This is a genomic window from Deinococcus sp. Marseille-Q6407, assembly GCF_946848805.1.
In the GTDB taxonomy this organism is placed as follows: domain Bacteria; phylum Deinococcota; class Deinococci; order Deinococcales; family Deinococcaceae; genus Deinococcus.
Genome location: NZ_CAMPFU010000002.1, coordinates 234,356 through 259,409 on the forward strand (window position 1 = coordinate 234,356; position 25,054 = coordinate 259,409).

General features: G+C 67.4%; 20 protein-coding genes and 4 tRNA genes. 7 read left to right on the forward strand and 17 right to left on the reverse strand.

Annotated features, from left to right (window positions below; all coding sequences use genetic code 11):
* Window positions 1–59 precede the first annotated feature (59 nt).
* A complete protein-coding gene (locus OCI36_RS03200) occupies window positions 60–998 on the reverse strand; it encodes a hypothetical protein (RefSeq protein WP_261663639.1) in 939 nt (312 codons plus the stop codon).
* An 86-nt stretch (window positions 999–1,084) separates the two neighbouring features.
* Entirely contained in the window at window positions 1,085–1,693 is a 609-nt protein-coding gene (locus OCI36_RS03205) for an RraA family protein (RefSeq protein ID WP_261663640.1), read from the reverse strand.
* 78 nt (window positions 1,694–1,771) lie between these two features.
* Here OCI36_RS03205 and OCI36_RS03210 point away from each other — a divergent pair, with 78 nt between their 5' ends.
* Window positions 1,772–2,716 (forward strand): GNAT family N-acetyltransferase, encoded by a 945-nt coding sequence (locus tag OCI36_RS03210; protein WP_261663641.1) that lies wholly within the window; start codon window positions 1,772–1,774, stop codon window positions 2,714–2,716.
* A 21-nt stretch (window positions 2,717–2,737) separates the two neighbouring features.
* On the opposite strand, the gene OCI36_RS03215 is transcribed toward OCI36_RS03210, so the two are convergent.
* Both OCI36_RS03215 and OCI36_RS03220 read right to left on the reverse strand, forming a co-directional pair.
* The gene (locus tag OCI36_RS03215; protein WP_261663642.1) at window positions 2,738–3,661 is read right to left on the reverse strand and encodes a toxic anion resistance protein; all 924 of its coding nucleotides are present in this window, start codon (window positions 3,659–3,661) and stop codon (window positions 2,738–2,740) included.
* Window positions 3,658–5,013, reverse strand: coding sequence for an HD-GYP domain-containing protein (locus tag OCI36_RS03220; RefSeq protein WP_261663643.1), 1,356 nt, complete (start codon window positions 5,011–5,013; stop codon window positions 3,658–3,660). Before OCI36_RS03220 ends, OCI36_RS03215 begins: the two co-directional genes overlap by 4 nt.
* A gap of 161 nt (window positions 5,014–5,174) precedes the next feature.
* Here OCI36_RS03220 and OCI36_RS03225 point away from each other — a divergent pair, with 161 nt between their 5' ends.
* Entirely contained in the window at window positions 5,175–5,975 is an 801-nt protein-coding gene (locus OCI36_RS03225; RefSeq protein ID WP_261663644.1) for a helical backbone metal receptor, read from the forward strand.
* A gap of 86 nt (window positions 5,976–6,061) precedes the next feature.
* On the opposite strand, the gene OCI36_RS03230 is transcribed toward OCI36_RS03225, so the two are convergent.
* From OCI36_RS03230 to alaS, 5 genes are all read right to left on the reverse strand, one after another.
* Window positions 6,062–6,643 (reverse strand): c-type cytochrome, encoded by a 582-nt coding sequence (locus tag OCI36_RS03230; RefSeq protein ID WP_261663645.1) that lies wholly within the window; start codon window positions 6,641–6,643, stop codon window positions 6,062–6,064.
* A gap of 69 nt (window positions 6,644–6,712) precedes the next feature.
* Window positions 6,713–7,084 carry an aspartate 1-decarboxylase gene (panD, locus tag OCI36_RS03235; RefSeq protein ID WP_261663646.1) on the reverse strand — a complete coding sequence of 124 codons (372 nt, stop codon included), beginning with the start codon at window positions 7,082–7,084 and terminating at the stop codon, window positions 6,713–6,715.
* A gap of 65 nt (window positions 7,085–7,149) precedes the next feature.
* Window positions 7,150–7,905 carry a sulfite exporter TauE/SafE family protein gene (locus tag OCI36_RS03240; protein WP_261663647.1) on the reverse strand — a complete coding sequence of 252 codons (756 nt, stop codon included), beginning with the start codon at window positions 7,903–7,905 and terminating at the stop codon, window positions 7,150–7,152.
* Window positions 7,906–7,939: 34 nt separating this feature from the next.
* Entirely contained in the window at window positions 7,940–9,598 is a 1,659-nt protein-coding gene (locus OCI36_RS03245; RefSeq protein WP_261663648.1) for a GGDEF domain-containing protein, read from the reverse strand.
* 158 nt (window positions 9,599–9,756) lie between these two features.
* A complete protein-coding gene (gene alaS / locus OCI36_RS03250) occupies window positions 9,757–12,441 on the reverse strand; it encodes an alanine--tRNA ligase (RefSeq protein ID WP_261663649.1) in 2,685 nt (894 codons plus the stop codon).
* Between the two features lie 124 nt (window positions 12,442–12,565).
* Here alaS and OCI36_RS03255 point away from each other — a divergent pair, with 124 nt between their 5' ends.
* Window positions 12,566–13,399 (forward strand): hypothetical protein, encoded by an 834-nt coding sequence (locus OCI36_RS03255; RefSeq protein ID WP_261663650.1) that lies wholly within the window; start codon window positions 12,566–12,568, stop codon window positions 13,397–13,399.
* 46 nt (window positions 13,400–13,445) lie between these two features.
* Window positions 13,446–15,023 (forward strand): putative bifunctional diguanylate cyclase/phosphodiesterase, encoded by a 1,578-nt coding sequence (locus OCI36_RS03260; RefSeq protein ID WP_261663652.1) that lies wholly within the window; start codon window positions 13,446–13,448, stop codon window positions 15,021–15,023.
* Here OCI36_RS03260 and OCI36_RS03265 read toward each other — a convergent pair.
* Together OCI36_RS03265 and OCI36_RS03270 are read right to left on the reverse strand one after the other, a co-directional pair.
* Window positions 15,020–15,208, reverse strand: coding sequence for a hypothetical protein (locus OCI36_RS03265; RefSeq protein WP_261663653.1), 189 nt, complete (start codon window positions 15,206–15,208; stop codon window positions 15,020–15,022). The two genes, OCI36_RS03260 and OCI36_RS03265, sit on opposite strands and share 4 nt — an antisense overlap.
* A gap of 72 nt (window positions 15,209–15,280) precedes the next feature.
* Window positions 15,281–16,318, reverse strand: a complete 1,038-nt coding sequence (locus tag OCI36_RS03270) for a response regulator (protein WP_261663654.1) — start codon at window positions 16,316–16,318, stop codon at window positions 15,281–15,283.
* Between the two features lie 94 nt (window positions 16,319–16,412).
* Here OCI36_RS03270 and OCI36_RS03275 point away from each other — a divergent pair, with 94 nt between their 5' ends.
* Both OCI36_RS03275 and OCI36_RS03280 read left to right on the forward strand, forming a co-directional pair.
* A complete protein-coding gene (locus OCI36_RS03275; protein ID WP_261663655.1) occupies window positions 16,413–17,945 on the forward strand; it encodes an amidohydrolase in 1,533 nt (510 codons plus the stop codon).
* A 39-nt stretch (window positions 17,946–17,984) separates the two neighbouring features.
* Window positions 17,985–19,016, forward strand: coding sequence for a homoserine dehydrogenase (locus OCI36_RS03280; protein WP_261663656.1), 1,032 nt, complete (start codon window positions 17,985–17,987; stop codon window positions 19,014–19,016).
* A 69-nt stretch (window positions 19,017–19,085) separates the two neighbouring features.
* On the opposite strand, the gene OCI36_RS03285 is transcribed toward OCI36_RS03280, so the two are convergent.
* The 6 genes from OCI36_RS03285 to OCI36_RS03310 all read right to left on the reverse strand — a co-directional run bounded on the left by OCI36_RS03285 (window position 19,086) and on the right by OCI36_RS03310 (window position 22,741).
* On the reverse strand, window positions 19,086–20,561 hold the full coding sequence (locus tag OCI36_RS03285; protein ID WP_261663657.1) for a nicotinate phosphoribosyltransferase: 1,476 nt from the start codon (window positions 20,559–20,561) through the stop codon (window positions 19,086–19,088).
* 178 nt (window positions 20,562–20,739) lie between these two features.
* A complete protein-coding gene (locus OCI36_RS03290; RefSeq protein ID WP_261663658.1) occupies window positions 20,740–21,966 on the reverse strand; it encodes an MFS transporter in 1,227 nt (408 codons plus the stop codon).
* A 274-nt stretch (window positions 21,967–22,240) separates the two neighbouring features.
* Window positions 22,241–22,317 (reverse strand) — tRNA-Arg (locus tag OCI36_RS03295).
* Window positions 22,318–22,464: 147 nt separating this feature from the next.
* A tRNA-Arg gene (locus OCI36_RS03300) sits at window positions 22,465–22,541 on the reverse strand.
* Window positions 22,542–22,546: 5 nt separating this feature from the next.
* Window positions 22,547–22,634 (reverse strand) — tRNA-Ser (locus tag OCI36_RS03305).
* A 19-nt stretch (window positions 22,635–22,653) separates the two neighbouring features.
* Window positions 22,654–22,741, reverse strand: a tRNA-Ser gene (locus OCI36_RS03310).
* A gap of 352 nt (window positions 22,742–23,093) precedes the next feature.
* Here OCI36_RS03310 and thrS point away from each other — a divergent pair.
* A complete protein-coding gene (gene thrS, locus OCI36_RS03315) occupies window positions 23,094–25,052 on the forward strand; it encodes a threonine--tRNA ligase (protein WP_261663659.1) in 1,959 nt (652 codons plus the stop codon).
* The last annotated feature ends 2 nt before the right edge of the window (window positions 25,053–25,054 follow it).

The window sequence follows — 25,054 nt, forward strand, 5'->3', positions numbered from 1 at the left end:
GCAGGAAAAGCCGGTGCAGCAGGGAACAGACTGGACTGCCCCGCAAGGCTGGCCGCCGCTCAGCGGGGGAGGGCCGCGCCCCTGACGATGCCCCGCCCCGCCAGCTGATCCAGCGGCGTACCGGTCAGCCGCACCAGCAGCGCATTGCCGGCGTCCTGCGGCTGCAGCGTGATCCGGGCGGGGTCGGTGACCAGCTGCGCCGGGGCCTGCGGCAGATAGAAAGTGGCCCAACCGCCCGGCTGCACCAGGCTGGCGGCAGTGATGATACCGGGCGTCTGCTCTGGCCCCAGGCCCTGCCCGGTCATCACCAGCAGAGCCACTTCGCCTGCTGGCAGCCCGGTCTGGATGCGCTGGGGGTGCCCGCCCCAAACGTAAGTGGAGATGCCGGGATAATGACACACATCTGGCGCGTCACATGAGAGCGGCCTATTCAGCAGCGGCTGCAACAGAATTCCGGCTGCGGAAGCGGCCAGTCCGGAGAAGAATTCGCGCTGCCGCTGCGGGCTGACCGGTCCCATATTCAGTGTGGCTCGGCCCGTATGCAGGGACAGCTGCGGGGTTGCAGTGAAGTACGCTCCGTCCGTCACCTGCGCGGTAAAACCCAGTATGGTGCTGGCCGAGTAGTAGGCTTTGCCGCCCTGCTTGAATCTGGGACCGGTGCCGATTCCCGTCAGCCCAATGCGGCCCGTGGTCACGCTGAGGTCCAGAAATGGCCCCTCTTCACCGGCCTGTGCCGGACGGAACCTGACCGCCAGCCCAAACAGCCCTGCCAGTGCTGTGACCTGCTCTGCCGAGAGCGCCGCTTCGCTGCTGGAGCAGACCACGGAGTCGCTGCCCCCCCGGCAGCCTTCTTGAAAATGGAGCGGCACCTGCACCACCGGCCGTGCGGCCGCCGCTGGAGCAACCGGCGAGGCGGACACGGGAACAGAAGGCGTGCCTGCCGGAGCGCCAGCACCGCCGAGGACGAGTGCCAGCGTGGCTATCAGCGCTGTTTGCATGGCCGCAGTCTAGGTCATGCCCGGATAGAGAGCCTTGGGCGTCGCCTCATCCATCCCCCTGCTGCTTGCCTCCAGGACAGTGGAACTCAGCTGCCCCCGCGGCGGGCCAGGGCGGCGTCCACCTTGCGGCGGTGGTCGGCTTGCCAGTCTGCCAGCGACTGCGCCGCTTCCTTGGCCTCGGCCTGCCGCGCCCGTTCCAGAAGTGCCGGGGCCTGATCGGCCGGCAGGCACAGAATGCCTTCGCTGTCGGCCACCAGCCAGTCGCCAGGATGCACCGTGACGCCGCCGCACTGAACCGGCTGCTGCCAGTCGCCGCGCGGGTCCTTGCTGCCGGGAATAGGGGTAGTGCCCAGCGCATAGACCGGGAAACCGGCGGCCTCGATCTCGGCGCGGTCACGAATCATCCCGTTAATCACCATGCCGGCAATCCCGTTTTGCTGCGCGGTCAGGCACACGTTGCCCCCGGCCACCGCGTGGCGCAGGTCCGGCGACTGCACCACCAGCACCGACCCGGCCGGCGCGTGGTAGATGGCCGCGTGCAGCATCAGGTTGCAGCCGGGCTCCAGCCGCACCGTGAAGGCCGGGCCGCTCAGCGCAGGTGTCTGCGGGTACAGCGGGCGGATGCGGTAGTCCAGCACGCGGTCGCCGGGCAGGAAGGAGCCGAAAGCGGTGGTGGGCGGCGCAGCGGGGGTCATGCTTCAGGGTAATGCACCGCCGGGGCAATGTCTCCGCAGCGGTTCCAACTGTGACAACGGGGCAGATACAGTGGGGTGATGGCCGACTTCACCCTGCTGCCTGTGACCGACCTGGACGCTTTCGCGCAGGCGCTGGCCGCCTGGCGCCCTGACCGTGCAGCGAGCGCGGAGACTCTGCGCCAGCGTGACTGTGAGCGCCGCCCTGGTGAATATGGTGGCCGCCTCTGGGCCATGCGCGGGGGTGAGCCGGCCGAGCTGCATACGCTGGACTTTCCCCGCACCGAAAACCAACCCGGCTGGCTGAACCTGCTGGTGGGCAGCCGGGAGCCCGCGCTGTTGCCGGCGCTGCTGCGGGCCGGGCTGGAAGAGGCACAGGTGGCCGGAGCCAGTACGGTCATCACCCGTGTGCAGGAGGACCGCCCCGAGCTGGCCGCCTATCAGGCCGCCGGCTTCTGTGAGTATGACCGGATGTTCGGCAGCACCCTGGACCTGACAGCTTTCCAGCCCAGCATGTTCGCGGCACGTGAGCGACGGGCCGGGCAGGCCGGGCTGCGGGTCCGCTCGCTGGCCGAGGAACTGGCCGGGCGCGAGTTCGGGGGGGCCGAGGCGCGGCGGCTGTATGCGTTGATCGCCTCGCGGTTGGCGGATGTGCCGGGGCAGGCCGCCCTGCAGCCCTGGCCGTTTGAGGTCTGGATGGCGCGGGTGGGGCAGAAGATAGACTCGCGTGGCCTGCTCCTGGCGGTGACGCCGCAGGGCGAGTGGGTGGGCCTCACCGAGCTGTTTCTGGAACTGGAGCCCGGCGTGCTGCACACCGGCCTGACCGGCGTGGAACCGCAGTGGCAGGGCCGGGGCGTGGCGCTTGCCCTGAAGGTGGCAGCCCTGCGGGCGGCACAGCAGCGCGGCGCACATACGGCCCACACGTCCAACCATGCCGGCAACGCCCCGATGCTGGCGGTTAACCGGGCACTGGGCTTTGTCCCGGAGCCGGCCACCGTGATGCTGCGCTGCGAACTGGCCGGCTGACCCGGCCACTAAGTAAGAAGGCTACCGCGAGGTTCGGGCCTCATGGTCCAGCTGTTCCAGGTCGTCCAGCGCGGCATAAGCCTGCCTCAGTGCTGCATTGAGGTCATCCAGGCTGGCGGCGGTTTCCAGGCGCTGTTGAGCGCCTTTCAGCTGCTCGCCGGCCTCCGCGGCGGCGGCCCGCTGCGCTGCGGCCTGCGAGGCACGCCGGGCCAGCTTCAGTGCCGTGACCACTCCGGCCGCCGCTCGTCCCAGCTGTTCGTCCAGCCCCGCCGCCTGCTGGCGGGTCAGGTCCAGCGCCAGCCGGGCCTGCGCGGCGGTGGCCAGGGCAGTACTCAGGTCGGTGCGCTGGCCCCGGACCGCGTAGAGCGCCTCGTCGCGCACGGCGGCGGCGTGCAGCGGCTGCCGGGCTTCCAGCTCCGGCAGGCTGGCACTCAACAGCTGGTCCAGCTCAGTGGCCAGGGCCAGCGCCCGTTCCAGTTCGGCCTGGCCAGCCGCCAGCCGGTCAAGCTCGCCGCCCAGGGTGGCCTGCTGCCGGCGCAGCTCGTCCTGACTGCGGTAAAGCTGCTCCAGCAGCGGCCCACTGCGGGCAGCCACCTCCGCGTAGGCTTCCGGCGTGGGGCCCAGGGCAGGGCGGCGGCCCAGCAGCCGCGCCAATGGTCCCCGCCGGGGCGGCTGCAGTTGTGCCACCAGTTGCCGCAACTCTGCCAGCGCCTGGGCCTGGCCGGCGGCCACTGGCGGCAGCGCCGAGCGGCCAGCGCGTGCTGCGCGGATCTGGGCCGTCTGTCCCAGCGCCTGGAGCGAGGCTACCAGCCGGCGGAATTCGGGGCTGTGCTGCGGGCTCTGTGCCAACTCGGCCACCAGCGCCTGAGCCTGTTGCCGCAGCTGCTGTTGTTCCTGCACTTGTCTGGCAGGGGCAGGGAGGAACTGGTCACCGGGTTCGCTCACTGTTCCAGCAGGCTGCCGGCGCCTTCTTCCTGCAGCATTCGCACGAACACGTCCACATAGTGCGGGTCAAAGTGCTGGCCGGCCTGCTTTCTGATTTCCGAGAGGGCCTGCTGCTGGCTCCAGGCGTCCTTGTAGGGCCGCTCGCTGGTCAGCGCGTCATAGACATCCACGATGCTGAACACCCGCGCCGTTTCGGGAATCTCGGTGCCGCGTAAGCCCGCCGGGTAGCCGCTGCCGTCCCATTTCTCGTGGTGATAACGCACCAGATCCAGCGTCTCGGTCGGCAGGAAGTGCAGGTTTTGCAGCAGGTCGTAGCCCACCCGGGTATGCGTCTCCATCACCTTGCGCTCGGCCGGGGTCAGCATGCCAGGCTTGTGCAGAATCGAATCGGGAATGGCGATTTTGCCCAGGTCGTGCAGGTAAGCACCCCAGCGCAGAGACGTCAGCCGGGCCTCGCTGAAGCCCAGTGCCCGGCCCAGTTGCAGGCTGAGTTCCACCACCCGGCCGGTGTGGCCGCCGGTTTCGTCGTCGCGCTGCTCCAGGGTGCCGCCCAGCGCCTTGAGGCTGAGGTCCTGCGCTTCCCGCAGCTCGTCAATGGCCGCGAATTGCCCCAACTGCGCGCCCATCAGCCGGGTAAACGACTCCAGCACGCCCAGGTTATCCGACTGAAAGTCGGCGGCGCCGGGGCGGGCCAGCACGATGGTGCCCAGGTGCTGGGTGTCGCGGTTGCTGACCGGCACCGCCAGATAGCGCCCTCGCTGCTCGCGCGGCAGCCGTACCAGTGCCTCTTCCACCACCCAGTGGTCAGCCTGCACCGAGCGGCTGTCGTTGTGACTGGGGAAAATCGGCTGCCGCAGAAAAGGCTCGAAGGCGCCGCGGGCCGCCAGAATCTGCGGGCTGCCGCCCCGGTAGGCCAGGTACGCCAGGTTGGGCGCCAGCCCCAGCTCGTGAATCATCTCGGTCCCGGCCTCGATCACCTGCTCTGCCGTCTGCGCCTGCGCCAGCCGTTCGCTGCCGCTGCGCAGGGCGCCCACAGTGCGCTGCTGCCAGTGCAACTCGCTGATATTCAGCTGCTCGCGGTAGATGATCAGGAACAGGCCCATCAGGATCAGGGCGGCCGTCAGCAGGTCTTCCAACTGCAGCTGCTGGGGAAACAGCGCCATAAACCCCAGAAAAGCGACCGGATAAGCGATCAGGTCAATCCAGCGCACCAGTCCGCTCAGGGCGGTGGTCAGTGCCGCCAGCAGCACCGCCGAGGCGGCCATCAGGGCCTGATTGCCCTCGGCGGCCGCGTAGCCCATTACCCCGACAGCCAGCAGCGCTGTCAGAAGGGGAAGAGCCTGGGCAAACACGGCACTGAGTGTATCACCGCCGCCCTGCCCGGCCCGCGTTGCTGCTGGCGGCTGTCCCGCAGAATGTCCCGCAGAGGGCTTCATCGTCGCTCCATTGTGCCATAGGGTGGGCTGCGGAGGCCTCCTCCCCTGGGCCAGCGGCCGGTGCTCTAGACTGCCGCATGCCTTCTTCTGAAACGGTGGGGCGCGGCGAGCCGCTGCGCCTGGCCTCGCTGGTGTGCAGCAACACCGAGATTCTGGACCGGTTGGGCCTGCTGGAGCAGGTGGTGGCAGTCGACAGCCATTCCGATACGCCTGGACTGGAGCGTGCCGTGCGGCTGGGCCCCGATCAGCAGATTGATGTGGCGGCGCTGGCAGCGGCCAGGCCGGATCTGGTGCTGGCCAGCCTGAGCGTGCCTGGGCTGGAGCGAGTGGTGCAGCAGGTCCGGGAAGCGGGGCTGCCGGTGCTGGTGCTGGACCCCATCACCCCGCAGGACATTGCTGGCGACATCCGGCAGGTGGCGCAGGCGGCCGGTTGCCCGGAGCGCGGAGAAGAAGAAGCCCAGCGTTTTCTGGCCGAGTTGGCGGCGCTGGGCCAGCAAAGCCGGCAAGCCCTGGCCGCCTGGCCCCGTCCCCCCCGGGTGATGGTGGAATGGTGGCCGCGGCCGATCATCGCGGCCACCCGCGACTCGTGGGTCACGCACCTGCTGGCCGCTCTGGGTGCCGAGAACGCTTTTGCACAGCGGCCCGGCCGCAGCAGCCCCCTGACCCTGGAAGAAGTCTGGGCCGCCGCTCCCGACCTGATGACCTGCTCATGGTGTGGTGTGCGGAAGCTGCGCCCCGAGGTGATGGAGGCACGCGGGTTGGGCGCCGCCGTGGTCTGCATTCCTGAAAGCGGTCTGGGCCGACCCGGGCCACGCTTGCAAGAGGGCATGCAGGCGCTGGCCGCCGCACTTGTGGCGCTGCCGGTCCCGCCGCACTAATTCGGGACCAGCAGCTGACAGCGCACAAAAAAGGCCCACCGCATTTGCGGTAGGCCTTGGTAGCGTGGCTGGGGACGCGGGCGAGCTTACTTCAGCGACTGAACCCAGGCGTAGATGTTGTTCAGGTCGTCATCGGAAACCTGTTCCTTGGCGAAACGGGGCATCATGGCGGCCAGCTCACCACGCGGCGAGTTGCCTTCGCGCACCGTGGAGAAGAATTCGGGCTGTGACCAGCCGGTGGCGTCCTTGGTCATGGCCGGGCCGACACCGCCCTGGCCGTCGGCGCCGTGGCAACCGCCACAGGTGCTGGAGAAAGTCGTGTGGCCGGCATTGGCGTCGCCGGTGGCCGTGGCGGCCGTGGTGGCGTCGGCTTCCTGCTTGGTGTCGGCGCCGGGCGAGTCCTGGCCGCCTTCAGCAGTCTGACCCTGCTGGGTGCCGTCTTCAGGCTTGGCCGGGGTGGGTTCCTGGCCGCCGGAAGGCGGGGTAGCGGCCTGCTGGTCGCCTGCTGTGGCCGCAGTTTCGCCGCCGGCCGCCGGCTTTTCGGGGGCACTGGTTTTCGGGTGTTCCTTGGCTTCTACTTTGCCGACCGCCGTACGGTACCCGAGCACCGAGCCACCGATACCCAGCAGCAGCAACACGATCATGGCCAGAGCATACTTACTTTTCATTCCTATCACCTTACCATGCGGTCATTTTTCCGGCAGGGCCAAAACGCCCCGGCAGCTCACAGTTTAGTCTTATTTCTTTCCGGCTTCCTCCTGTTGCAGCAGCCGGTTCTTTTCGTCTACCAGTACCACTTTCGGGGTCAGGCTGCGGGCTTCTTCCTCGCTGTAGTTGCCGAAAGCGGCAATGATGACCAGGTCGCCCGGACTCACCAGATGGGCGGCGGCCCCGTTGATGCCGATCACACCGCTGCCGCGCGCACCGCTGAGGGCGTAGGTGTGCAGGCGGTTGCCGTTGGTGATGTTCCAGATATCCACCTTTTCACCTGGGAGGATGTCGGCGGCGTCCAGCAGGTCCTGATCAATGGTCACGCTGCCTACGTAGTCCAGGTCGGCCTGGGTCACGGTGGCGCGGTGAATTTTGGCGCGAAACATGATTCTTTCCACGCGCGCAAGTATAGGGGAGCGCCGGGCCTGAGACTTGGCACCCAGCACACAGGCCCGGCTGCGGGTCAGAGCCAGTATTTCCACAGCAGCTGCGCGGCCGTGAGCAGCAGCAGCGCCGCGAAGATGGTCTTGAGCTGCGTCGCCGGGATTTTTTCCTGCAGCCCGGCGCCGGCGCGGGCACCGAACAGTACCCCCAGCGCGATGGCGCAGGCCAGCGCCGGGTCCAGCAGCCCGCCGGCCTGGTAAATCAGGGTGTTGCCCACCGCTGTCAGGCCCATAATGAAGGTGGAGGTGGCGATGGCTTCGCGCAGCGGCAGTCCGCCCAGCAGGTTCATCACCGGCACCTGCACCGTGCCGCCGCCGATGCCCAGCAGCCCGCTCATGATGCCGGCGAAGCCCATGCCCGGCGCGGCCCAGGGGCTGGCGGCCCCGCCTTCTTCCACCCGGCGCCCGCCGCGCAGCAGCTTGTAGGCTGAGTAGAGCAGCAGCCCTGCAAACACGGTCGCCACCGCTTTGGCCGGCAGCACCAGCCCCAGCAGGCTGCCGATCACGCCGCCGGCAATGGTCAGCGGAGCATAGAGGTAACCGGTGCGTGTCCGTACCAGCCCGCGCTCCAGGTAGCCGGCCGCGCCGCTGAGGCCCACCGCCAGCACCCCCACCTGACTGACGGCGATGGTCGCGGCGATAGGCAGCGGATGACCCAGTGCGTCCGAAGCCAGGCTGAGGGCCGGCACGACCACCACGCCGCCGCCCAGTCCCAGGATGGCGCCCAGGATTCCGGCCAGCAGTCCGATCACGAGTGCAGCGAGCGTCAGGGTCATGCCACAGATGCTAGCGTCTGCGGCCCAGAGCACGTCAGGCGCCGGGGGGCAGTTCCACCACCCGGTTCCGCCCGCTGTGTTTGGCGCGGTACAGGGCCTCGTCGGCGCGGGCCAGCAGCGAGCTGACCGTGTCGTGCGGGGCGGCGGTGGTCAGCCCCACGCTGACGGTGACCTGCACCGGTGATCCCTCCCAGGAAAGGCCCATGGTCCGCAGCCGAATCTGCTCGGCCACCCGGCGGGCTTCCTGACGCCGGGCGCCGCTCAGGGCCACCAGAAATTCCTCACCGCCGTAGCGGGCCGTCAAGGCGTCCAGTCCTGCCACGTCCTGCAGCAGTCCGGCCAGCGAACACAGCACCCGGTCGCCCATCGCGTGCGAGTGGTTGTCGTTGACCTGCTTGAAATGGTCCAGGTCAATCAGCATCAGGTGCAGCAGATGCGCGGGCGGCCGCTGCTGCTGCAACAACCCCGGCAGTGCTTCGTCGGCGCCTCGGCGATTGACAGTGCCGGTCAGGGCGTCCTGGCGGGCCAGGTCCTCGGCCAGTTGCAGGCGCTGTTGCCACTCGGTCTGCGGCGTGCTGCTGCCGGCCAGCAGGTCGCTGGGGGTGGGCGAGAGCTCGGCACTGGGAGACGGCCAGGCGGCCTGGGCCCGCAGTTCCGCCGTGATCCGGTGCATGACCGCCAGGGCCTCGGCCATCCGGCCCTGCTGTTCGTAGAGACTGGCCAGCAGTTCCAGTGCTTCCAGCCGCAGGTAGTGTTTGCCCCAGCGGTCCATCAGGGTCAGGGCGGCTTGCAGCAGGTTCTCGGCTTCCTGCTGCGCGGCGCCCAGTTCACCGGTGTTTGGCGCCTGTGCATCTTGCCCTGAACGTTGCAGCAACAGCCGGCTCAGTTGCAGCTGCAGGTCAATTTCGCCGTCCATGAATTGCCCGCGCAGCCGGGCCAGCGCCTCACGCAGCAGGTCGCTGGCCCGGTCGGCTTCGCCCCGCTGTGCCAGCAGCTGTGCTTCCAGATCACGGCGCCCGCTGTAGTATGAGAACTCGGTCTCCGGTAGGCCAGGAAAGCGGTTTAGGGCTGCCTCAGCTTGCTGCAAATGCTGCTCGCGGTCGTCCAGTCGCTCCAGCCGCTGGCACTGCTCGGCCAGCATCAGATGCGCGTTGACATGGCCCAGCTGAGCGTGTGCCCGCACGATTTCGGCCGGGTCGTCCAGCAGATGATAGGCATCAATCAGGTGCAGGGTGCGCTCCGGGTCGCCCCAGCGGCTGTGCAGGTTCGCCAGATTGGCCTGCACAATACTGGCCAGCGCTGGGGGCACCTGCACCTCGCTGCGGCGGCTGAGTGTCTGGGCCAGCAGAAACTGCTGCGCCGCGCTGTGCCATTCGCCGGCGGTGTGGTGCAGCAGCGCCATGTTGTTGGCGACCTTGATTTGCAGCCCGGCGTCGCCCAGCCGCAGCGCTTCCTCGCGGGCGCGGCGAAAGCTGGAGCGCGCCGCGCCCTGCTGCCCCAGGTCAATCTCGATGGTGCCCAGCAGGTTCAGCGCCTGCGCCAGCAGCGGCCGGGCCTCATCGCCGCCCTGCTCTGCCTCGGATACGGCCTGCCGAGCAAAGCGGTAAGCCTGCTGGCTGGAGCGATTACACAGCCAGCGCCCGGCGGTAATCAGTCGCTGAATCCGCTCCTGCGGCTGTGAATTTCGCCTCATCCTGAAGAGCAGGATAGAGTATCTGCCCCGGTGCCGTGGACGTGATTGAGGAGGGGCACCGGTAAGCAGGAAGACAGAGAACAGCCCAGCCGCCGGCAGCTGGGAAAAAGCTTGCCGGCGGCTGGGGCTCGCGCTGAAGGTTAATCAGAAGCCGGGGCTCAGCCCAGCGCGCTTTCCAGGGCCGCCAGCGCCGCGTCAGCGTTCTGCACGCCGGCCTGCGCCATGTCGGGGCGGCCGCCGCCCTTGCCGCCGCCGGCCGCGGCCAGCCGGCCGATCAGTTGCCCGGCGTGGGCACCTCTGGCGACTGCGTCCTTGCTGGCCTTGACCACCAGACCGCTGTCGCTGGCCACCACCACCAGGTCGGCGCCGCTGCTCTCCAGCAGCTTGTCGGCCGCGCCGCGCAGGGCTCCACCTTCCACGCCGCTCAGGCGCACGGCGGCCACCCGGTAGCCGCCCAGCTCGCGGATGTCCCCGCCGGCGCTGCCGCCACCCATCTGGGCTTCGGCCAGCTGCTGCTTGAGCTGTACCACTTCCTTTTCTGCGCCGCGCAGCTGGCCCTGCAACCCGGAGATGCGGTCTTCCAGGCCCTCGCTGCCGGTATTCAGCAGGTTGGCCGCCCGGCCCAGCTGCCCCAGTTGCCCGCGCACCCAGGCGGTGGCGGCTTCACCGGCCAGCGCCTCGATACGGCGCACGCCGGCCGCCACGTTCTCGTCGCTGAGCAGCACAAACGCGCCGATATCGCCGGTGCGGCGCACATGTGCCCCGCCGCACAGCTCCATCGAATGGACCGCCGCGCCCTGGTAATCCACGTCACCTTCCACGTTGACCACCCGTACCGTGTCGCCGTATTTCTCGCCGAACAGGGCAGTGGCGCCGGCGGCCTTGGCCGCCTCAATCGGCATTTCCTGCCAGTGAACCGGGAAGTTGGCGCTGACCCAGCGGCTGACCAGGGTTTCCACCGCGGCCAGTTCCTCGGCGCTGAGGGCCGCCGCATGGGTAAAGTCAAAGCGCAACCGGCCTGGGGCCACCAGCGAACCGGCCTGCCGCACCCCGCTGCCCAGCACAGCCCGCAGCGCCGCGTGCAGCAGGTGGGTGGCGGTGTGATGGCGCTGAATGGCGGCCCGCTCGGGGCCCACTACGCCGCGCACCCGCTGGCCCTGGCTCAGTTCGCCGCTGAGCACGTCCACCTCGTGCAGGAAGACACCGCCCACCTTGTGGGTGTTCAGGACCCGGCCCTCACCGCGTTCGCCCGCCGCGTTGGTCCATTCCAGCCGGCCGGTGTCGCCCACCTCGCCGCCGCCCTCGGCGTAAAAGGGGGTACGGTCCAGCACCACGGTCCGGTGAGTGCCGCCTTCGCCCTCCAGCACGGCCAGCACTTCGCCCTCGGCGTCCAGCAGGTCATAGCCTACGAATTCGGTCTGCGGCAGATTCTGCACCGCTTCGGCGCCGGCGTCGAACAGCTCCGACTTGCCGAACTTGCTGCCGGCGCGGGCGGTTTCCTGGGCGCGTTCCAGCGCGACCTCGTAGCCGGTTACGTCCACATCCACGCCGTGCTCGGCGGCAATCTCCTGGGTCAGGTCCAGCGGGAAGCCGTAGGTATCGTACAGAGTAAAGGCGTCCTCGCCGCTTAGCACCTTTTCGTCTCCCAGGCTCTCCAGCAGGCCGTTCAGGCGCTGCATGCCGCCTTCCAGGGTCCGCAGGAAACGTTCTTCCTCGGCCAGAATGGCGGCCTGCACCCGGCCCTGCTCGGTCACCAGTTCGGGGTAGCCGTCTTTCATGCGCTCCACCACCAGCGGCACCAGCTGATAGATGCTCGGCTCGGTCAGGCCCAGCAGGTAGGCGTGCCGGCTGGCGCGGCGCAGCACCTTGCGGACCACGTAGCCGCGGCCGGTGTTGCTGAGGGCCACGCCGTCCGCGATCACCATGCTTACCGAGCGGGCATGTTCGGCAATCACCCGGTGTGACACGCTCTGCTCGCCCTCGTAGGGCCGGCCGCTCAGCTCCGCGATCTTCTCGATCAGCGGCGCGAACACGTCGTTGGTGTAGAAGTCGGGCACGTCCTGCACCACGCTGGCAACCCGTTCCAGTCCCATGCCGGTATCGATGTTCTTGAACGGCAGCGGGGCCAGCACCGGCTCGCCGTTCTCGTCCAGACCCTGGCGGTCGAACTCGGGGAACACCAGGTTCCACACTTCCAGAAAGCGGGCGCTCTCACGGGTCTCGGCGTAGTCGGCCCAGGTGTCGTCGCCGTACTTGGGGCCACGGTCGTAGTAAATCTCGCTGCAGGGACCGCAGGGGCCGTTGGGGCCCTGCAGAGGCGCGTCGGCCGGCCAGAAGTTCTCGTCGGCGCCGAAGCGGTGAATGTGGTCGGCCGGCAGCCCGTGATCCTCGGTCCAGTACCCGAAAGCTTCATCGTCGTCCACATAGATGGTCACGTACAATCGGTCACGGTCAAAGCCCATCCACTCGGGGCTGGTCAGAAATTCCCAGGCCCAGGCGATGGTATCGCGCTTGAAGTAGTCGCCAAACGAGAAGTTGCCCATCATCTCGAACAGGCTGAGGTGGCGCCGGGTGCGGCCCACGTTCTCGATGTCGTCCATTCGCACGCATTTTTGCGCGGTGGTCACGCGCTTGCTTTCGCCCTGGCTGAACACGGCCGGCGCGCCCATGAACTGCGGCTTGAACTGCTGCATGCCGGCCACCGTGAACATGGTGGTGGGGTCGGGGGCGATCACCGAGTGGCCCGGCAGAATCAGGTGCCCCTTGCTCTGAAAGAATTCCAGGAATTTGCGGCGGATGTCCGCCGTGGTCAGTGGAGGAGTGGTGGAGTCTGGCGCGGTCATAACCGCGAGTATAGCGGCACCGGCGGGGTGGCCGCCGCGGCGTTGCTGACAGAGAAGTGCTCCGGCAGCTCGGATGGCGCAAAGTTGCGCTTTTTGCTGTGCCAAACCGTTTAATATGATTTTCGTGATCTTTGCTTCCCCTGATGCCCTGCGCACCGCTCTGGCCGAACTGGACAGAACGCTGCATCAAGGCGATCCCGCGCTGGCTCAGGCCACGCTGGAAAGCATGCTGGCTGAGGCTCGTGCCGCTGGCCACCGCGACCTGGAAGCTGAGGTGCTGTGCCTGCTGGGCCTCTGTGGCTTTTTCCAGTGTGACTATCCGTCCGCGATTCGCCGCGCCGATCAGGCGCTGTCCCTGGCCCGCAGCCTGGGCGCGCGGGCCCTGGAAAGCCGCTGCCTGAACCTGCTGGGCATGGCCCACCGCCCGGCCGGCCTGACCGCCGAGGCGCTGGAATACTACCTGGCGAGCCTGAAACTGGCCCAGGAATTGCAGGACGACCGCGCCCGCTGCCGGGTGATGACCAACATCGCGGCGCTGCACATGTACCTGGGCCACACCGAGCAGGCCTACGAGATTCACTCTGAGCTGCTGGCGCCGGTGCGGGCGCTGAACGACCCGGTGTATCTGGCCGACCTGCTGATCTGTCTGGCGCAAGAATGGCCGGTGTATCAGGACCCAGAGCAGGCGCTGGCCTACGCCCACGAGGCGCTGACACTGTGCCAGGACACGGGCCTGCGGCCCTTCGAGTGCCGGGCGCGCACGGTGCTGGGGCAACTGCTGCTGGACCGCGGTCAGCTGCCGGAAGCGCTGGAGATGGTGCGGCCGGCCCCCGGCCTGATAGCGGGCTACGGCAACTCTGAAACCCTCAACGAGTTGCGGCTGTTGCTGGGCCGGCTGTATCTGGCTCAGGGCTATCCTCAGCAGGCCGCTGCCGTGCTGGGCGAGGCGCTGGTGTGACCTGAACCCCGGCTTTGGGGCACATGACCGGGCCCGGGTGCTGGAAATGCTGGCCCGTGTCGCCGAGCAGCAGGGTGACCTGGGCCAGGCCCTGGAACTGGTCCGTGAGCAGCGTGATTTGGAACAGACTGTGCATACCCGCGACGTGCAGCGCCGCACCGCAGCGCTGACCTTGCAGGCGCGGGTCGGCGAGCTGCGCCACCGCGCCGAGGTGGAGCGCCTGCGCCGGGTCGAACTGGCCGAGGCCAACCTGATTTTGCGTGAGACGGAGGTTGAGCTGCGTTACCGCGCCACCCACGATCAGCTGACCGGCCTGATGAACCGCTCCTGGTTGCACGAACGCCTGAGCCAGTTGCTGGAGGTGCGTGCTCCCCAGGAGGAAAAGGGCCTGATTCTGGTCAACCTGGACTGTTTCCGCGAAATCAATGACCGCTACGGTTACGCCAGCGGGGACCAGGTGCTGGTGGCGGTGGCGCAGCGGCTGCTGGCCCTGGCCGGCGACACCGATCTGGTCGGCCGGGTCAGCGGCGACGAGTTTGCAGTGCTGGCCTGCGGCATTGCTGGCGCGGCTGACCTGAACCAGCGGGCAGAACGCATTTTGCGTGCCCTGCAGGAGTCTTACAACATCGAGCCGTATCAGATTGAGCTGCGGGTGTCGGTGGCGACGGTGCTGGCTCCGCTCGACAGCGCTGCCGCAGCGCAGCTGTTCCAGAACGTGGACCTGGCCATGACCCAGGCCAAGCGGGCCGCCGGGAGCCGGGTGCTGGCCTACACGCCGGCACTCAGTGTGGCCGAGGCGGAACGCCGCCGGCTGGAGCGCGAGCTGCGGCGGGCGGTCAGCGGCGGTGAGCTGACGCTGCATTATCAACCTCAGTTCGAGCTGCCGGGCCGGCACCTGACCGGCTACGAGGCGCTGGTGCGCTGGAACAGCTCCCGCCTGGGGCAGGTGTCTCCGGCCGCCTTTATTCCACTGGCCGAGGAAACCGGGGTCATCGTGGAACTGGGCTACTGGGTGCTGCACGAAGCCTGCCGGCAGGCCGCCACCTGGGACTTCGGGCAGCGAGGCCTGAGCATGGCCGTCAACGTGTCGGTGCGTCAGTTCGAGCAGCCCGAGTTCGTGGAGCGGGTGGTACAGACGCTGGAAGAATGCGGGCTGCCCGGCAGCCGGCTGGTGCTGGAACTGACCGAAAGCCTGGTGCTGCACGACAAGGATTTGGCCGGCCGCCATATCGCAGCGCTGCGCTCGCATGGCATCCGGATTGCCATTGACGACTTCGGCACCGGCTATTCCAGCCTCAGCTTGTTGCGGCAGCTTCCGTTCGAGCAGCTGAAGATCGACCGCTCGTTTATTCAGGATTTTGCCGGCACCATGCAGGACGCTTCGTTCCGCGAGGCGCGGGTGGTGATGGAAGGCGTGACTGCCATCGCACGCGGGCTGGGCCTCAAGGTCACCGCCGAAGGGGTCGAGACGGAAGACCAGCTGGCGCTGCTGTGCGACCTGGGCTGTGACAAGGTGCAGGGCTTTCTGCTGGGCCGTCCGGTCCCCGCTGCCGAGGCGGCCGGCTGGCTGGCCCCGCCACTGGACCTGGACGCAGATGCCCTGGAGTCCGGTCGGCGGCCTTAGCGCCGGCGCTTTTGCGCCTGTTCCAGCTCCTGAATCCGGTCTTCCAGTTCCCGGATGCGGGCCTGCTCGGCGGGGCTGTCGGTCTTGCGGGCGCGCAGCAGCAGCAGGACCAGCGCAGCAGTAGCCAGCACCGGCAGCCCCAGCAGCACGGCTATCAGGATCATTTCATAGGGTCCAAGAGGCATAACCCCAGTTTAATGGCAAAAGTCTAATAAAAGGGGGCCAGCCGGACTTTCCGGCGCTGCCCCCATACCGCTTTAGCCGAAGTCGCTGTCCCACCACATCTCGCGCTCGCTGGCCTGCCGGGCGCGTGAGCCGTCGCCCAGCGCTTCCATGGCGGCTGTCAGCTGCTCCCAGTGCTTGTCGCCCATCGGGTCGATGCTGAGGGCTTTTTGCAGGTAGCCGGCCGTCTCCTTGTGGCTGCCGGCCTGCTGCGCGGCAGCGGCGGCGCTGTCCAGCACGCTCAGCTGCAGCCCTTCCAGCCGGGCGCGCACGTCGTCAATCCAGGGGCCGTCGCTGCCCGGCAGGTACTCGCCGTACAGCCCCACCACCTCGCGCAGTTCTTCCAGGCCCAGCTTGCCCTGCTCGGCCTGCGCCGCCAGCAGCTCGAAACGCTGCACGTCGTATTCAGGGCGGACCTCGTCGGAGAGGCTGTAGCGGCGGTTGGTGCTGGTCACGGCGTCGCTGCCCAGTGACTTGCGCAGGCGGTGCAGCGTGGTGTGAAAGAGGCTGCTGGCGCGCGATTCGTCCTTTTCCGGCCACAGCGCTTCGGCCGCCTCCCACGAGGTGACTTCGCCGTGCTCCAGCAGGAAGAAAAACAGCTCCAGCGCCTTGCGTGACACCCACGACACCACCTCGCCGTCTTGGGTCACCTGTGCGCTGCCCAGCGTCGTGGCTTTCAGGCCGCTTTCGCCCTGCAGCGTCATGCCGGCGCGCCGCAGCCGGGCTTCCACCGCTCCATTCAGGTCGGCGGGGGTAAACGGCTTGGGCAGGTAATCGTCGGCGCCCAGGTTCATGCCCCGGCGGATATCGGCCCGCTCGGCGTGGCTGGACAGCAGCATAAAAGGCACACGGGCCAGTTTCTCGTCCTCGCGCATCTTTTCCAGGAAGTCCAGCCCGGTCATGTAGGGCATCACCACGTCGCTGATGACCAGATCCGGAACAAAAACTTTCATCAGATCCAGGGCCTCGACCGGATGGCTGGCCGTCCGCACGTCGTGGCCCGAGCGGGTCAGGATCACGGAGATCAGTTTCAGGATGGCAGCGTCGTCGTCCACCACAAGCACTTTGGGCATAGCCGTCAGTGTAGCAGCCGCTTCTCAGGGGCTGCTCATATCTTGCGTCCAGCCTGCCGCGCGCCCGCCAGAGCAGCTTGGGATAGGGTGACGTATGCCCCACCCACGACTGATCCTGGCCCAGGTGCTCACTCAGGCCGCCGCTCCAGACGCGCCGGAGCCCCATGCTGAATCTGTGGGGGCTGAAGCTGCGCTGGTGGACGCCGGGCGGGTGCTGGCGGTAGGCAGCCGCACCGAGCTGAGTGCCCGTGCGCCGGGCGCCGAGGTGCTGGACCACCGCGACCTATTGCTGACGCCAGGGCTGTGCGACGCCCATACCCATCTGGTCACTTACGGCTTTACGCTCTCGCAGCTGGGGCTGCACGGGGTCCGCTCGGTGGCCGAGGTGCAGCGGCGGCTGGCTGAGCGCGCAGCCTGCACCGCGCCGGGGCAGTGGATTCAGGGCGGTAGCTTTTTGCTGTCCGAGATGGGCCTGAGCGGCTACCCCAGCGCCGCTGACCTCGACGCGGTCAGTCCCCACCACCCGGTGGCGCTATTCTCACGTGACCTGCACCTGCTGTGGGCCAACAGCCGCGCTCTGGAGCTGGCCGGGATTCACGCCGGCACCCCGGACCCGCAGGGCGGGCAGATCGTGCGGACGCCGGGGCTGGGCACCCTGCTGGAAAATGCCTGCGCGCTGGTGGCCCGCGTGATTCCGGAACCCAGCGACGCCGAGTTCCTGGCCGCCGCGCGGGCAGCCGACAGCGACCTGCGCGCCCGTGGCTTTGTCAGCACCCATACCATGGCCTTTGAGCCGCCGCAGGCCGCGCTGGCCCTGCAGGAACTGGACCGCCGCGGCGAACTGGGCCTGCGGGTCTGGGCCTGCTTGCCACACACCGAGCTGGATACTGCCGCTCGCCTGGGCCTGGGCGGCAGCGGAGGTGGAAGCCGTTTTCAGTGGGGCGGGGTCAAGTTCTTCTCGGATGGAGCGCTGGGCAGCCGCACCGCCTGGATGCACGCGCCCGGCTACGCCGACGGCTCGGGCACCGGCATCTCGGTCGACTCGCCTGAGCTGATTCTGGAGCGCGGCCGCCGTGCCCTGGAACTGGGCCTCGTGCCCATCACCCACGCCATCGGTGACCGGGCCAACACCGAGGTGCTGAAGGTTTATCAGCAGCTGCGTCCGCTGGCCGACGCCCGCGGCCTGCGCCTGCGCATCGAGCACGCTCAGCACCTGCGTGCCGAGGACCTGCCGCTGTTTCGGGGGTTGATTGCCAGCCTGCAACCCTCACAGATGCCGGGTGACGCCGCGCTGATTCATGAGCTGCTGCCGCACCGCGAGGACCTCAGCTTCGCCAGCCGCAGCCTGCTGAACCACGGCGCTGTTCTGGCGTTTGGCAGCGACGCCCCGGTGGTGCCGCCCAGCGCCCAGGAGAACTTCCGGGCCAGTGTGACCCGTACAGGTGAAGGTGGCCTGCAGATTGCCCCCGGCGAGGCGCTCACGCCGGAGGAAGTGCTGTGGGCCCACACCCGCGGTCCGGCCATCGCCGCCGGCTGGAGTGATGAAGGCTGGATTCGCCCCGGTGTCCGCGCCGCTTTTACCCTTTGGGACCGGCTGGGCGGCGAGGCGAAGGCGCTGGTGCTCTAGCTGGGGCTCCCGCGCCCCGGCCATCGCTTAAGCTGAACCATGCAAAGTCCGACCCCCAGTCATCCGATTCACGCGCTGCACCAGGTTCCGGTGCGCGAAATTACCCTGGGTCTGCTGGGCTGCGGCAGCGTGGGCACCGCCGTACTGCAGCTGCTGGAGCGCCGCCGCCCGGTCTTTGAGGAAATGGGCGTCCGCATCCGGGTTGCTGGCGTGCTGGTGCGCGACGCCGGCCGCCCCCGTGACGTGCCGGCCGGCACCCCGCTGACCGAGGACCCCGCTTTCCTGAACGAATGCTCGGCGGTGCTGGAAATGATGGGCGGCACCCGGCGCCCGCTGGAACTGCTGCGGCCTTACCTGCAAAGCGGCCGCCCGGTGATCACCGCCAACAAGGCGCTGCTGGCCGAGTGCTGGGACGAACTGCGTCCCTACGCGCTGGCCGGGCAGTTGTATTACGAGGCCAGCGTGATGGCCGGCACGCCAGTGATCGGCCCGATGAGCACCGTGCTGCGGGCCAGCACCTTTCAGAGCCTTCAGGCCGTGCTGAACGGCACCTGTAACTTTATCCTGACCCAGATGGAAGCGGGGCTGCCGTACGCTGAAGCTCTGGCGCAGGCGCAGGCGCTGGGTTACGCCGAGGACCCGCCTACCCTGGACGTGGGCGGCTTTGACAGCGCCCACAAGCTGGCCGTGCTGGCCCGTTTCTGTATCGGCGGAGATTTCGATTACCAGCAGATTGAGGTGCAGGGCATCGAGGCCCTGACCCCTGAGATGATGCAGGCGGCCGCCGGGCGCGGTGAACGCTACAAGCTGGTGGCCGAACTGCGCCGGGGCGGGGCAGGGGAGGGCTGGCATGCCCGCGTCGCCCCGCAGGCCCTGCCGGCCGATCACGCCCTATGCACCGCCGGGGCCAGCCGCAACGCGATGGTGTACGAGGGCGAGGAATGCGGGCCGCTGTTTTTCGCCGGGGGTGGCGCCGGCGGTATGGTCACGGCCAGCGCCATCGTCGGTGACCTGCTCGACTGGCTGATCGGGTTCCCCGGTCACGTCCCGCTGCACGGCACCGAGCGCTGAAGACTTCTGGCGACCAAAAGAAAGAAGGCCCCGCCTGGGGCCCCCGCTTTCTCTGAACTCAGGGCTGGCTCAGCTGCCCACCCGGTCGGCGCGAATGGCGCGGATGGTCTGGTCGCGCAACTCGGCCACGTCTTGCCCGATGCTCACCTTGTAGTGGTGCGGGTTCAGCAGGCGCAGGGTGCCTTCTTGCAGCTGCAGCGCCTCGGCGCGGGCGCGGGCCTGAATGGCTGGCAGGTCCTCGGCAGTGTGCAGGCGGCGGCCCTCCCGCATCACCACCTCGCGGGCGTCTTCCCAGTCCAGTGCCGGCAGGTAGGTGTGCTTGAGCGGGTTGGTGGGGTCGCTGACGAAATCACCCTCCTGTGGCTTTTCGCCCAGCGTGATCACGTCGAAGCTGAGGGTGCCTTCGCTGTCGCGGCCACGCCAGACCCGCTTGACTCCCGGCACGTTGCTCTTGATCGGGTCGCCGGTCAGCTTCATCTTGGGCTCGCCGCTCAGCTCGGCCAGCTTGTACACGCCGCCCAGCGCGCCGCCACCCTCTCCGCCGGCCGTCGCCAGCTGGGTGCCGATGCCGTAAGCGTCGATGCGCCCGCCCTCGGCAATCACTGAGGAGATCACCTGTTCGTCCAGGTCGTTGGAGGCGATGATTTTCACTTCCGGGAAGCCGGCCTCGTCCAGCGCGGCGCGCACCCGGCGGCTGAGGTACACCAGATCCCCGCTGTCCAGGCGCACGCCCTTGAGCTCATGGCCAGCTTCGCGCAGTTCGCGGGCCACCGTCAGCGCGTTGACCAGGCCACTTTTCAGGGTATCCACGGTGTCCAGCAGCAGCACGGTGCTGTCCGGGTAGATTTTGGCGTAGGCCCGGAACGCTTCCAGCTCGCTGCCGAAGCTCTGCACCCAGGCGTGGGAGTGGGTGCCCGACAGCGGCAGGCCGTAGCGCAGGCCCGCTTCCACGTTGGAGGTGGCGCCCGCCCCGCCCACGAAGGCGGCCCGCGCCGCGCTCAGCGAGCCGTTGGGGCCCTGGGCGCGCCGGGCACCGAATTCCACCACCTCGCCGCCGTGGGGGCTGCTGGCAGCGGCAATCACGCAGCGGGCGGCCTTGGTCGCCACCAGGGTCTGGAAGTTGAGGGTGTTCAGCAGCGCCGTTTCCACCAGCTGTGCCTCCCACAGAGGGGCGGTGACGCTCAGCAGCGGCACATGCGGAAAGACGATTCGCCCTTCGCGGAAAGCGGTCACGGTGCCACTGAAGCGCCACTCGCGCAGCGCCGCTATGAATTCGGGGCGGAACAGGCTCAGCGACCCCAGGTACGCCAGGTCTTCCTCGCTGAACCGCAGGCCTTCAAGGTAGTCCAGCGCAGGTTCCAGCCCGGCCCAGACTGCAAAGCCGCCGCTATAAGGCTGCTTGCGGTAGTACAGGTCGAAGGTGGCTTGCTGGGTGTGCATGCCCTGCAGGAAATAGCCCTGCATCATGGTGAGCTGGTAAAGGTCGGTAAACAGCGCCGAGGAGCTGACCAGCTCCTTTTGCTGGGTGGGGGTCACGGGATTCATGGGGCCTCCAAATGGGGAAGATTGTGTGAGGGAGAAGCTTGAGGAGCCGGTTCATGGACGCGGCAGCGAGGGAAAGCGGCGACAGAGCCGCGCCTGCCAGGGCCTTACGCTAGCGTACCCGCCTGCCCGGCAGGGACGGGGCAGAGCGGAGGAGTGGCCTCCAGCCCAGCGCGGTGGTTCAGGCCGTAACCTCATCCAACGGCTGGCCCCGCGTCTCGATGCCGATGCTCCAGGCACACACGGCCGCCACCGCAAAACACAGCGCAAACACGCTGAGGGCCACGCCGAGGTGCCCAGTCAGCAGCAGCGCACCCAGGCTGGGCGACACCAGGCTGGCGGCGCGGGCCAGGCTGCTCATCAGGCCCATGCCGGTGGAGCGCAGGCGGGTGGGAAACAGTTCCGGGGTGTAGGCGTACACTGCGCCCCAGGCGCCCAGCAGCGCGAACGACAGCAGCGCCGAGGTGCCCAGCACCAACTGCGGCGTATTGGCCGACAGGAACAGGTACGCGTCCACCGCGCCCAGCGCCAGGAAGCCGCTCACCGTGGCCCGCCGCCCGATGCGGTCCACCAGATAAGCCGAGAGAACATAGCCGGGCAGCTGTGCCAGCGCCAGCAACAGCGTGGTGCGGTACACCTGACCCAGTTCCATACCGCCGGCTTTCAGGAAGCTGGGCAGCCAGCTGAAAATGCCGTAGTACCCCAGCGAGAGCCCGAACCAGACCGCACCCAGCAGGGCGGTGCGGCGGCCCAGGGGACCGCGCAGCAACTCTATGGGCCGGGGCTGGGCGTCGCTGTGGGGCCGGGCCAGTTCTTCGCCCTGCAGGACTCGGGGCTCACCGTTGACACGGGCCACCGTTTCCACGGCGGCGCGGGCCTGACTGCCCTGACCGCGCAGCAGCAGATGCCGCGGCGAATCGGGAATGCCCAGCCGCACCAGCAGCCCGACCAGGCCCGGCAGCGCCGCCAGCCCCAGCAACCAGCGCCAGGCGGCTTCGGGCGGCAGCTGCGTGCTGAGCAGCCAGGCTGTTCCGGCCACCAGAATGGTGCCCACCGCCCAGAAACTTTCCAGATACACCAGGAATTTGCCGCGCCAGCGGGTAGGCACGAACTCGGCCATCATGGCGTAGTCCACCGGCAGGGTGCCGCCAATGGCAAATCCGGTCAGAAAGCGGGCCAGCAGCAGCAGAGGCACGGTCAGGGCAAACGCACCGGCCAGCCCGAACACCACCCCCAGCGTTGCCGTGGTCAGGAAGACGCGGCGCCGCCCGATCCGGTCGGCCACGTAGCCCCAGAAAGCTGCGCCCACAAACATCCCTGCAAAAGTGGCGGTCAGCAGCCAGGTGATTTCCGGAGCACCCTTATGTAGCCCGAACTCGGCGCTGATGCCGGGCATGGCAAAGCCCATCAGCAGCACTTCTGCCGCGTCGGCTGCCCAGGTCAGGCCACAGACGGCCAGCAGCCGCCACTGAAAAGCTCCAATCCGATGCGGTCAATGGCATCGTCTACGCTCAGAAACCGGGGAGCGCTGGGCGGCCCTGCCGTTGGCGAAACGTTCGTCATGCCTCATCATACGGAGCATTTGCCTGGAACGTGATCATAGTCATAGTGCTGCCCTGTAACCGGGACAGCGGTCTGGCCCTACAACAATAAAAAACCCACCCGCGGGGGGTGGGAGCTTGTGGTGTACCCAGGAGGATTCGAACCCCCGACCTTCTGATCCGTAGTCAGACGCTCTATCCAGCTGAGCTATGGGTACATTTCTGGAGCTGGGCCTTCTGCTTGCGCTCAGGCAGGAAGGGAGTATAGCGGTCAGAAGCCGTGGGTGCAAGAGGGAAACAGGTAGCCGGATCAGAGCAAAAGAAACCGGCAATAAAAAAACCCACCCGCGGGGGGTGGGAGCTTGTGGTGTACCCAGGAGGATTCGAACCCCCGACCTTCTGATCCGTAGTCAGACGCTCTATCCAGCTGAGCTATGGGTACGCACATGGCGGAGAGGGAGGGATTCGAACCCTCGATACCTTGCGGTATACACCCTTAGCAGGGGTGCGGTTTCAGCCACTCACCCACCTCCCCAGATTGTGCGGCGCTTGCTTGGCGGAGGGTGAGGGATTCGAACCCCCGGTAGGTTGCCCTACTGCAGTTTTCAAGACTGCTGCCTTCAACCACTCGGCCAACCCCCCGTATGCTCGCGGGGAGCGCTGCGGTGTCCCTTTTTGCTGCGGGGCCGCTTCTCAAGCGCGAAAGGAAGTATAGGGACCATTGGCGCGTCTTGTCAAATCCGGGCCGCGGGTAAGACTTCTGCCGTATTTCCGCCTTGCCGTGCCGGGCGGCCAGTGGGTATCATGGACCCATGTCCCGAGGCCCCTTCTTTCCTGACCCCATCTGTGGCCTGGTCAGGGACGGCCAGGATGATAGTCGGCGTGCCATGCGCAGTCTGACCCGAACTCTGAGCGCCTGAAGGCCCCATTCCCGGCTTTCAGGCGGCTTTTCTGCGGTGGGCCACGCTTTCTTATTGCAAATTGGAGAACCCTTATGCACATTACCCTTCCCGACGGCAAACAACTTGAGCTTCCTCAGGGAGCCACGGCGCTGGACGTGGCCCGCCAGATTTCCGAGCGCCTGGCCGGCGACGCGGTGGCTGCTACGGCCAACGGCGAGCTGACCGATCTGATGACGCCTCTCCCCGACGGCGCTCAGGTCAGCCTGATTACCAAAAAGAATCCCGGCGACGCGGCCGCCGTGTTCCGGCACTCGCTGGGCCACGTCATGAGCCAGGCGGTGGGCGAGTTCTACCGCGCCAAAGGCTATAGCGCCGACCAGATCAAGCGCGGCGTAGGTCCGGCCATCGAAAACGGCTGGTACCAGGACTTTGACCTGCCCGAACCCCTCAGCGAAGAAGACCTGCCGGAAATCGAGCGGCGGATGCACGAGATTCTCGGCCGCAAGGAAGAATTCAGCCGCCGCGAGGTGAGCCGGAATGAAGCGCTGGAGCTGTTCGCCTACGACCCTTACAAGACCGAGCTGATCCGCAGCCTGTCGGAAGACGAGCCGATCACCCTTTACACCCAGGGCGACTACACCGACCTGTGCCGTGGCCCCCACTTTCCCAGTACCGGCCGCCTGCCCGGCGCCTTCAAGCTGATGAGCACTTCCGGCGCCTACTGGCGCGGCAAAGAGAACAACCCCATCTTGCAGCGTATTTACGGGGTGGCGTTTGCGACCCAGAAGGAGCTGGATGAGTACCTGCACCTGCTGGAAGAAGCCAAGCGCCGTGACCACCGCCGCCTGGGCAAGGAACTGGACCTGTTTTTCACCAGTGACGTAATTGGCCCCGGCCTGCCCATCTGGCTGCCGGCCGGAGCGACCATCCGGCGCGAGCTGGAACGCTTTATCGTGGATGTGGAACTGAAAAACGGTTACCAGCACGTGTACTCGCCGGCGCTGGCCAAGTCCGAGCTGTACAAGATCAGCGGGCACTGGGACCATTACAAGGAAGACATGTTCCCGGTGATGTATCTGGACCAGGAAGAACTGGTGCTGCGGCCGATGAACTGCCCGCACCACATCCAGATCTACGCTCACAAGCCGCATTCCTACCGCGAGCTGCCCATCAAGATCGCCGAGCTGGGCACCATGTACCGCTATGAGCAGAGCGGTCAGCTGACCGGCCTGTCGCGGGTGCGCAGCATGACCCTGAACGACGCGCACATCTTCTGCCGCCCCGACCAGATTCAGGAAGAATTCAAGGCGGTTGTACGGATGATTCAGGAAGTCTACGAGGTGCTGGGCTTTGAGGATTACAGCTACCGCCTGTCGCTGCGTGACCCGGCCGACACCGAGAAGTACTACCAGGACGACCAGATGTGGGACACCGCCGAGGCGCAGCTGCGTGAAGCGCTGGCCGACTTGGGCGTGGACTACTATGAGTCGCCCGGCGACGCGGCCTTCTACGGCCCCAAGCTGGACGTGCAGGTGCGCAGCGCCCTGGGCAAGGACGAGACCATCAGCACGGCGCAGCTGGACTTCCTGCTGCCGCAGAAATTCGACCTGGAATACGTGGCCGAAGACGGCTCGCGCCAGCGCCCGGTGATGATTCACCGTGGGGTCATTTCGACGATGGAACGCATGACCGCTTTCCTGATCGAGAACACCGCTGGCAACTTCCCCTTCTGGCTGGCGCCGCGTCAGATCATGATTATCCCCATCGCTGACCGCCACAACGAATACGCCGAGCAGCTGCGCCGTGACCTGGTGAATGCTGGCCTGCGTGCTGAGGTGGACACCGGCAGCGACCGCATGAACGCCAAGGTGCGTGACGCCGAACTGAAAAAGATTCCGGTGATGCTGATTGTGGGCGATAAGGAGCAGGAAGCCCAGGCTGTGAGCGTGCGCGAACGCACCGCTGAAGGCCACAAGGAGCGCAAAGGTGTGCCCTTCGGCGAACTCAAGGATGAACTGCTGACCCGCTACCGCAGCCGCGCTCAGTTTTAAGC

Bases quoted from the DNA above. Each gene is read 5' to 3' on its own strand.
- OCI36_RS03245 (WP_261663648.1), bottom strand. From the start codon at position 9,598: ATGAGGCGAAATTCACAGCCGCAGGAGCGGATTCAGCGACTGATTACC.
- OCI36_RS03200 (WP_261663639.1), bottom strand. From the start codon at position 998: ATGCAAACAGCGCTGATAGCCACGCTGGCACTCGTCCTCGGCGGTGCT.
- OCI36_RS03260 (WP_261663652.1), top strand. From the start codon at position 13,446: ATGCTGGCCCGTGTCGCCGAGCAGCAGGGTGACCTGGGCCAGGCCCTG.
- OCI36_RS03210 (WP_261663641.1), top strand. From the start codon at position 1,772: ATGGCCGACTTCACCCTGCTGCCTGTGACCGACCTGGACGCTTTCGCG.
- OCI36_RS03290 (WP_261663658.1), bottom strand. From the start codon at position 21,966: ATGGGCTTTGCCATGCCCGGCATCAGCGCCGAGTTCGGGCTACATAAG.
- OCI36_RS03280 (WP_261663656.1), top strand. From the start codon at position 17,985: ATGCAAAGTCCGACCCCCAGTCATCCGATTCACGCGCTGCACCAGGTT.
- OCI36_RS03265 (WP_261663653.1), bottom strand. From the start codon at position 15,208: ATGCCTCTTGGACCCTATGAAATGATCCTGATAGCCGTGCTGCTGGGG.
- OCI36_RS03205 (WP_261663640.1), bottom strand. From the start codon at position 1,693: ATGACCCCCGCTGCGCCGCCCACCACCGCTTTCGGCTCCTTCCTGCCC.
- OCI36_RS03270 (WP_261663654.1), bottom strand. From the start codon at position 16,318: ATGCCCAAAGTGCTTGTGGTGGACGACGACGCTGCCATCCTGAAACTG.
- OCI36_RS03225 (WP_261663644.1), top strand. From the start codon at position 5,175: ATGCCTTCTTCTGAAACGGTGGGGCGCGGCGAGCCGCTGCGCCTGGCC.
- alaS (WP_261663649.1), bottom strand. From the start codon at position 12,441: ATGACCGCGCCAGACTCCACCACTCCTCCACTGACCACGGCGGACATC.
- OCI36_RS03240 (WP_261663647.1), bottom strand. From the start codon at position 7,905: ATGACCCTGACGCTCGCTGCACTCGTGATCGGACTGCTGGCCGGAATC.
- OCI36_RS03285 (WP_261663657.1), bottom strand. From the start codon at position 20,561: ATGAATCCCGTGACCCCCACCCAGCAAAAGGAGCTGGTCAGCTCCTCG.
- OCI36_RS03275 (WP_261663655.1), top strand. From the start codon at position 16,413: ATGCCCCACCCACGACTGATCCTGGCCCAGGTGCTCACTCAGGCCGCC.
- thrS (WP_261663659.1), top strand. From the start codon at position 23,094: ATGCACATTACCCTTCCCGACGGCAAACAACTTGAGCTTCCTCAGGGA.
- OCI36_RS03230 (WP_261663645.1), bottom strand. From the start codon at position 6,643: ATGAAAAGTAAGTATGCTCTGGCCATGATCGTGTTGCTGCTGCTGGGT.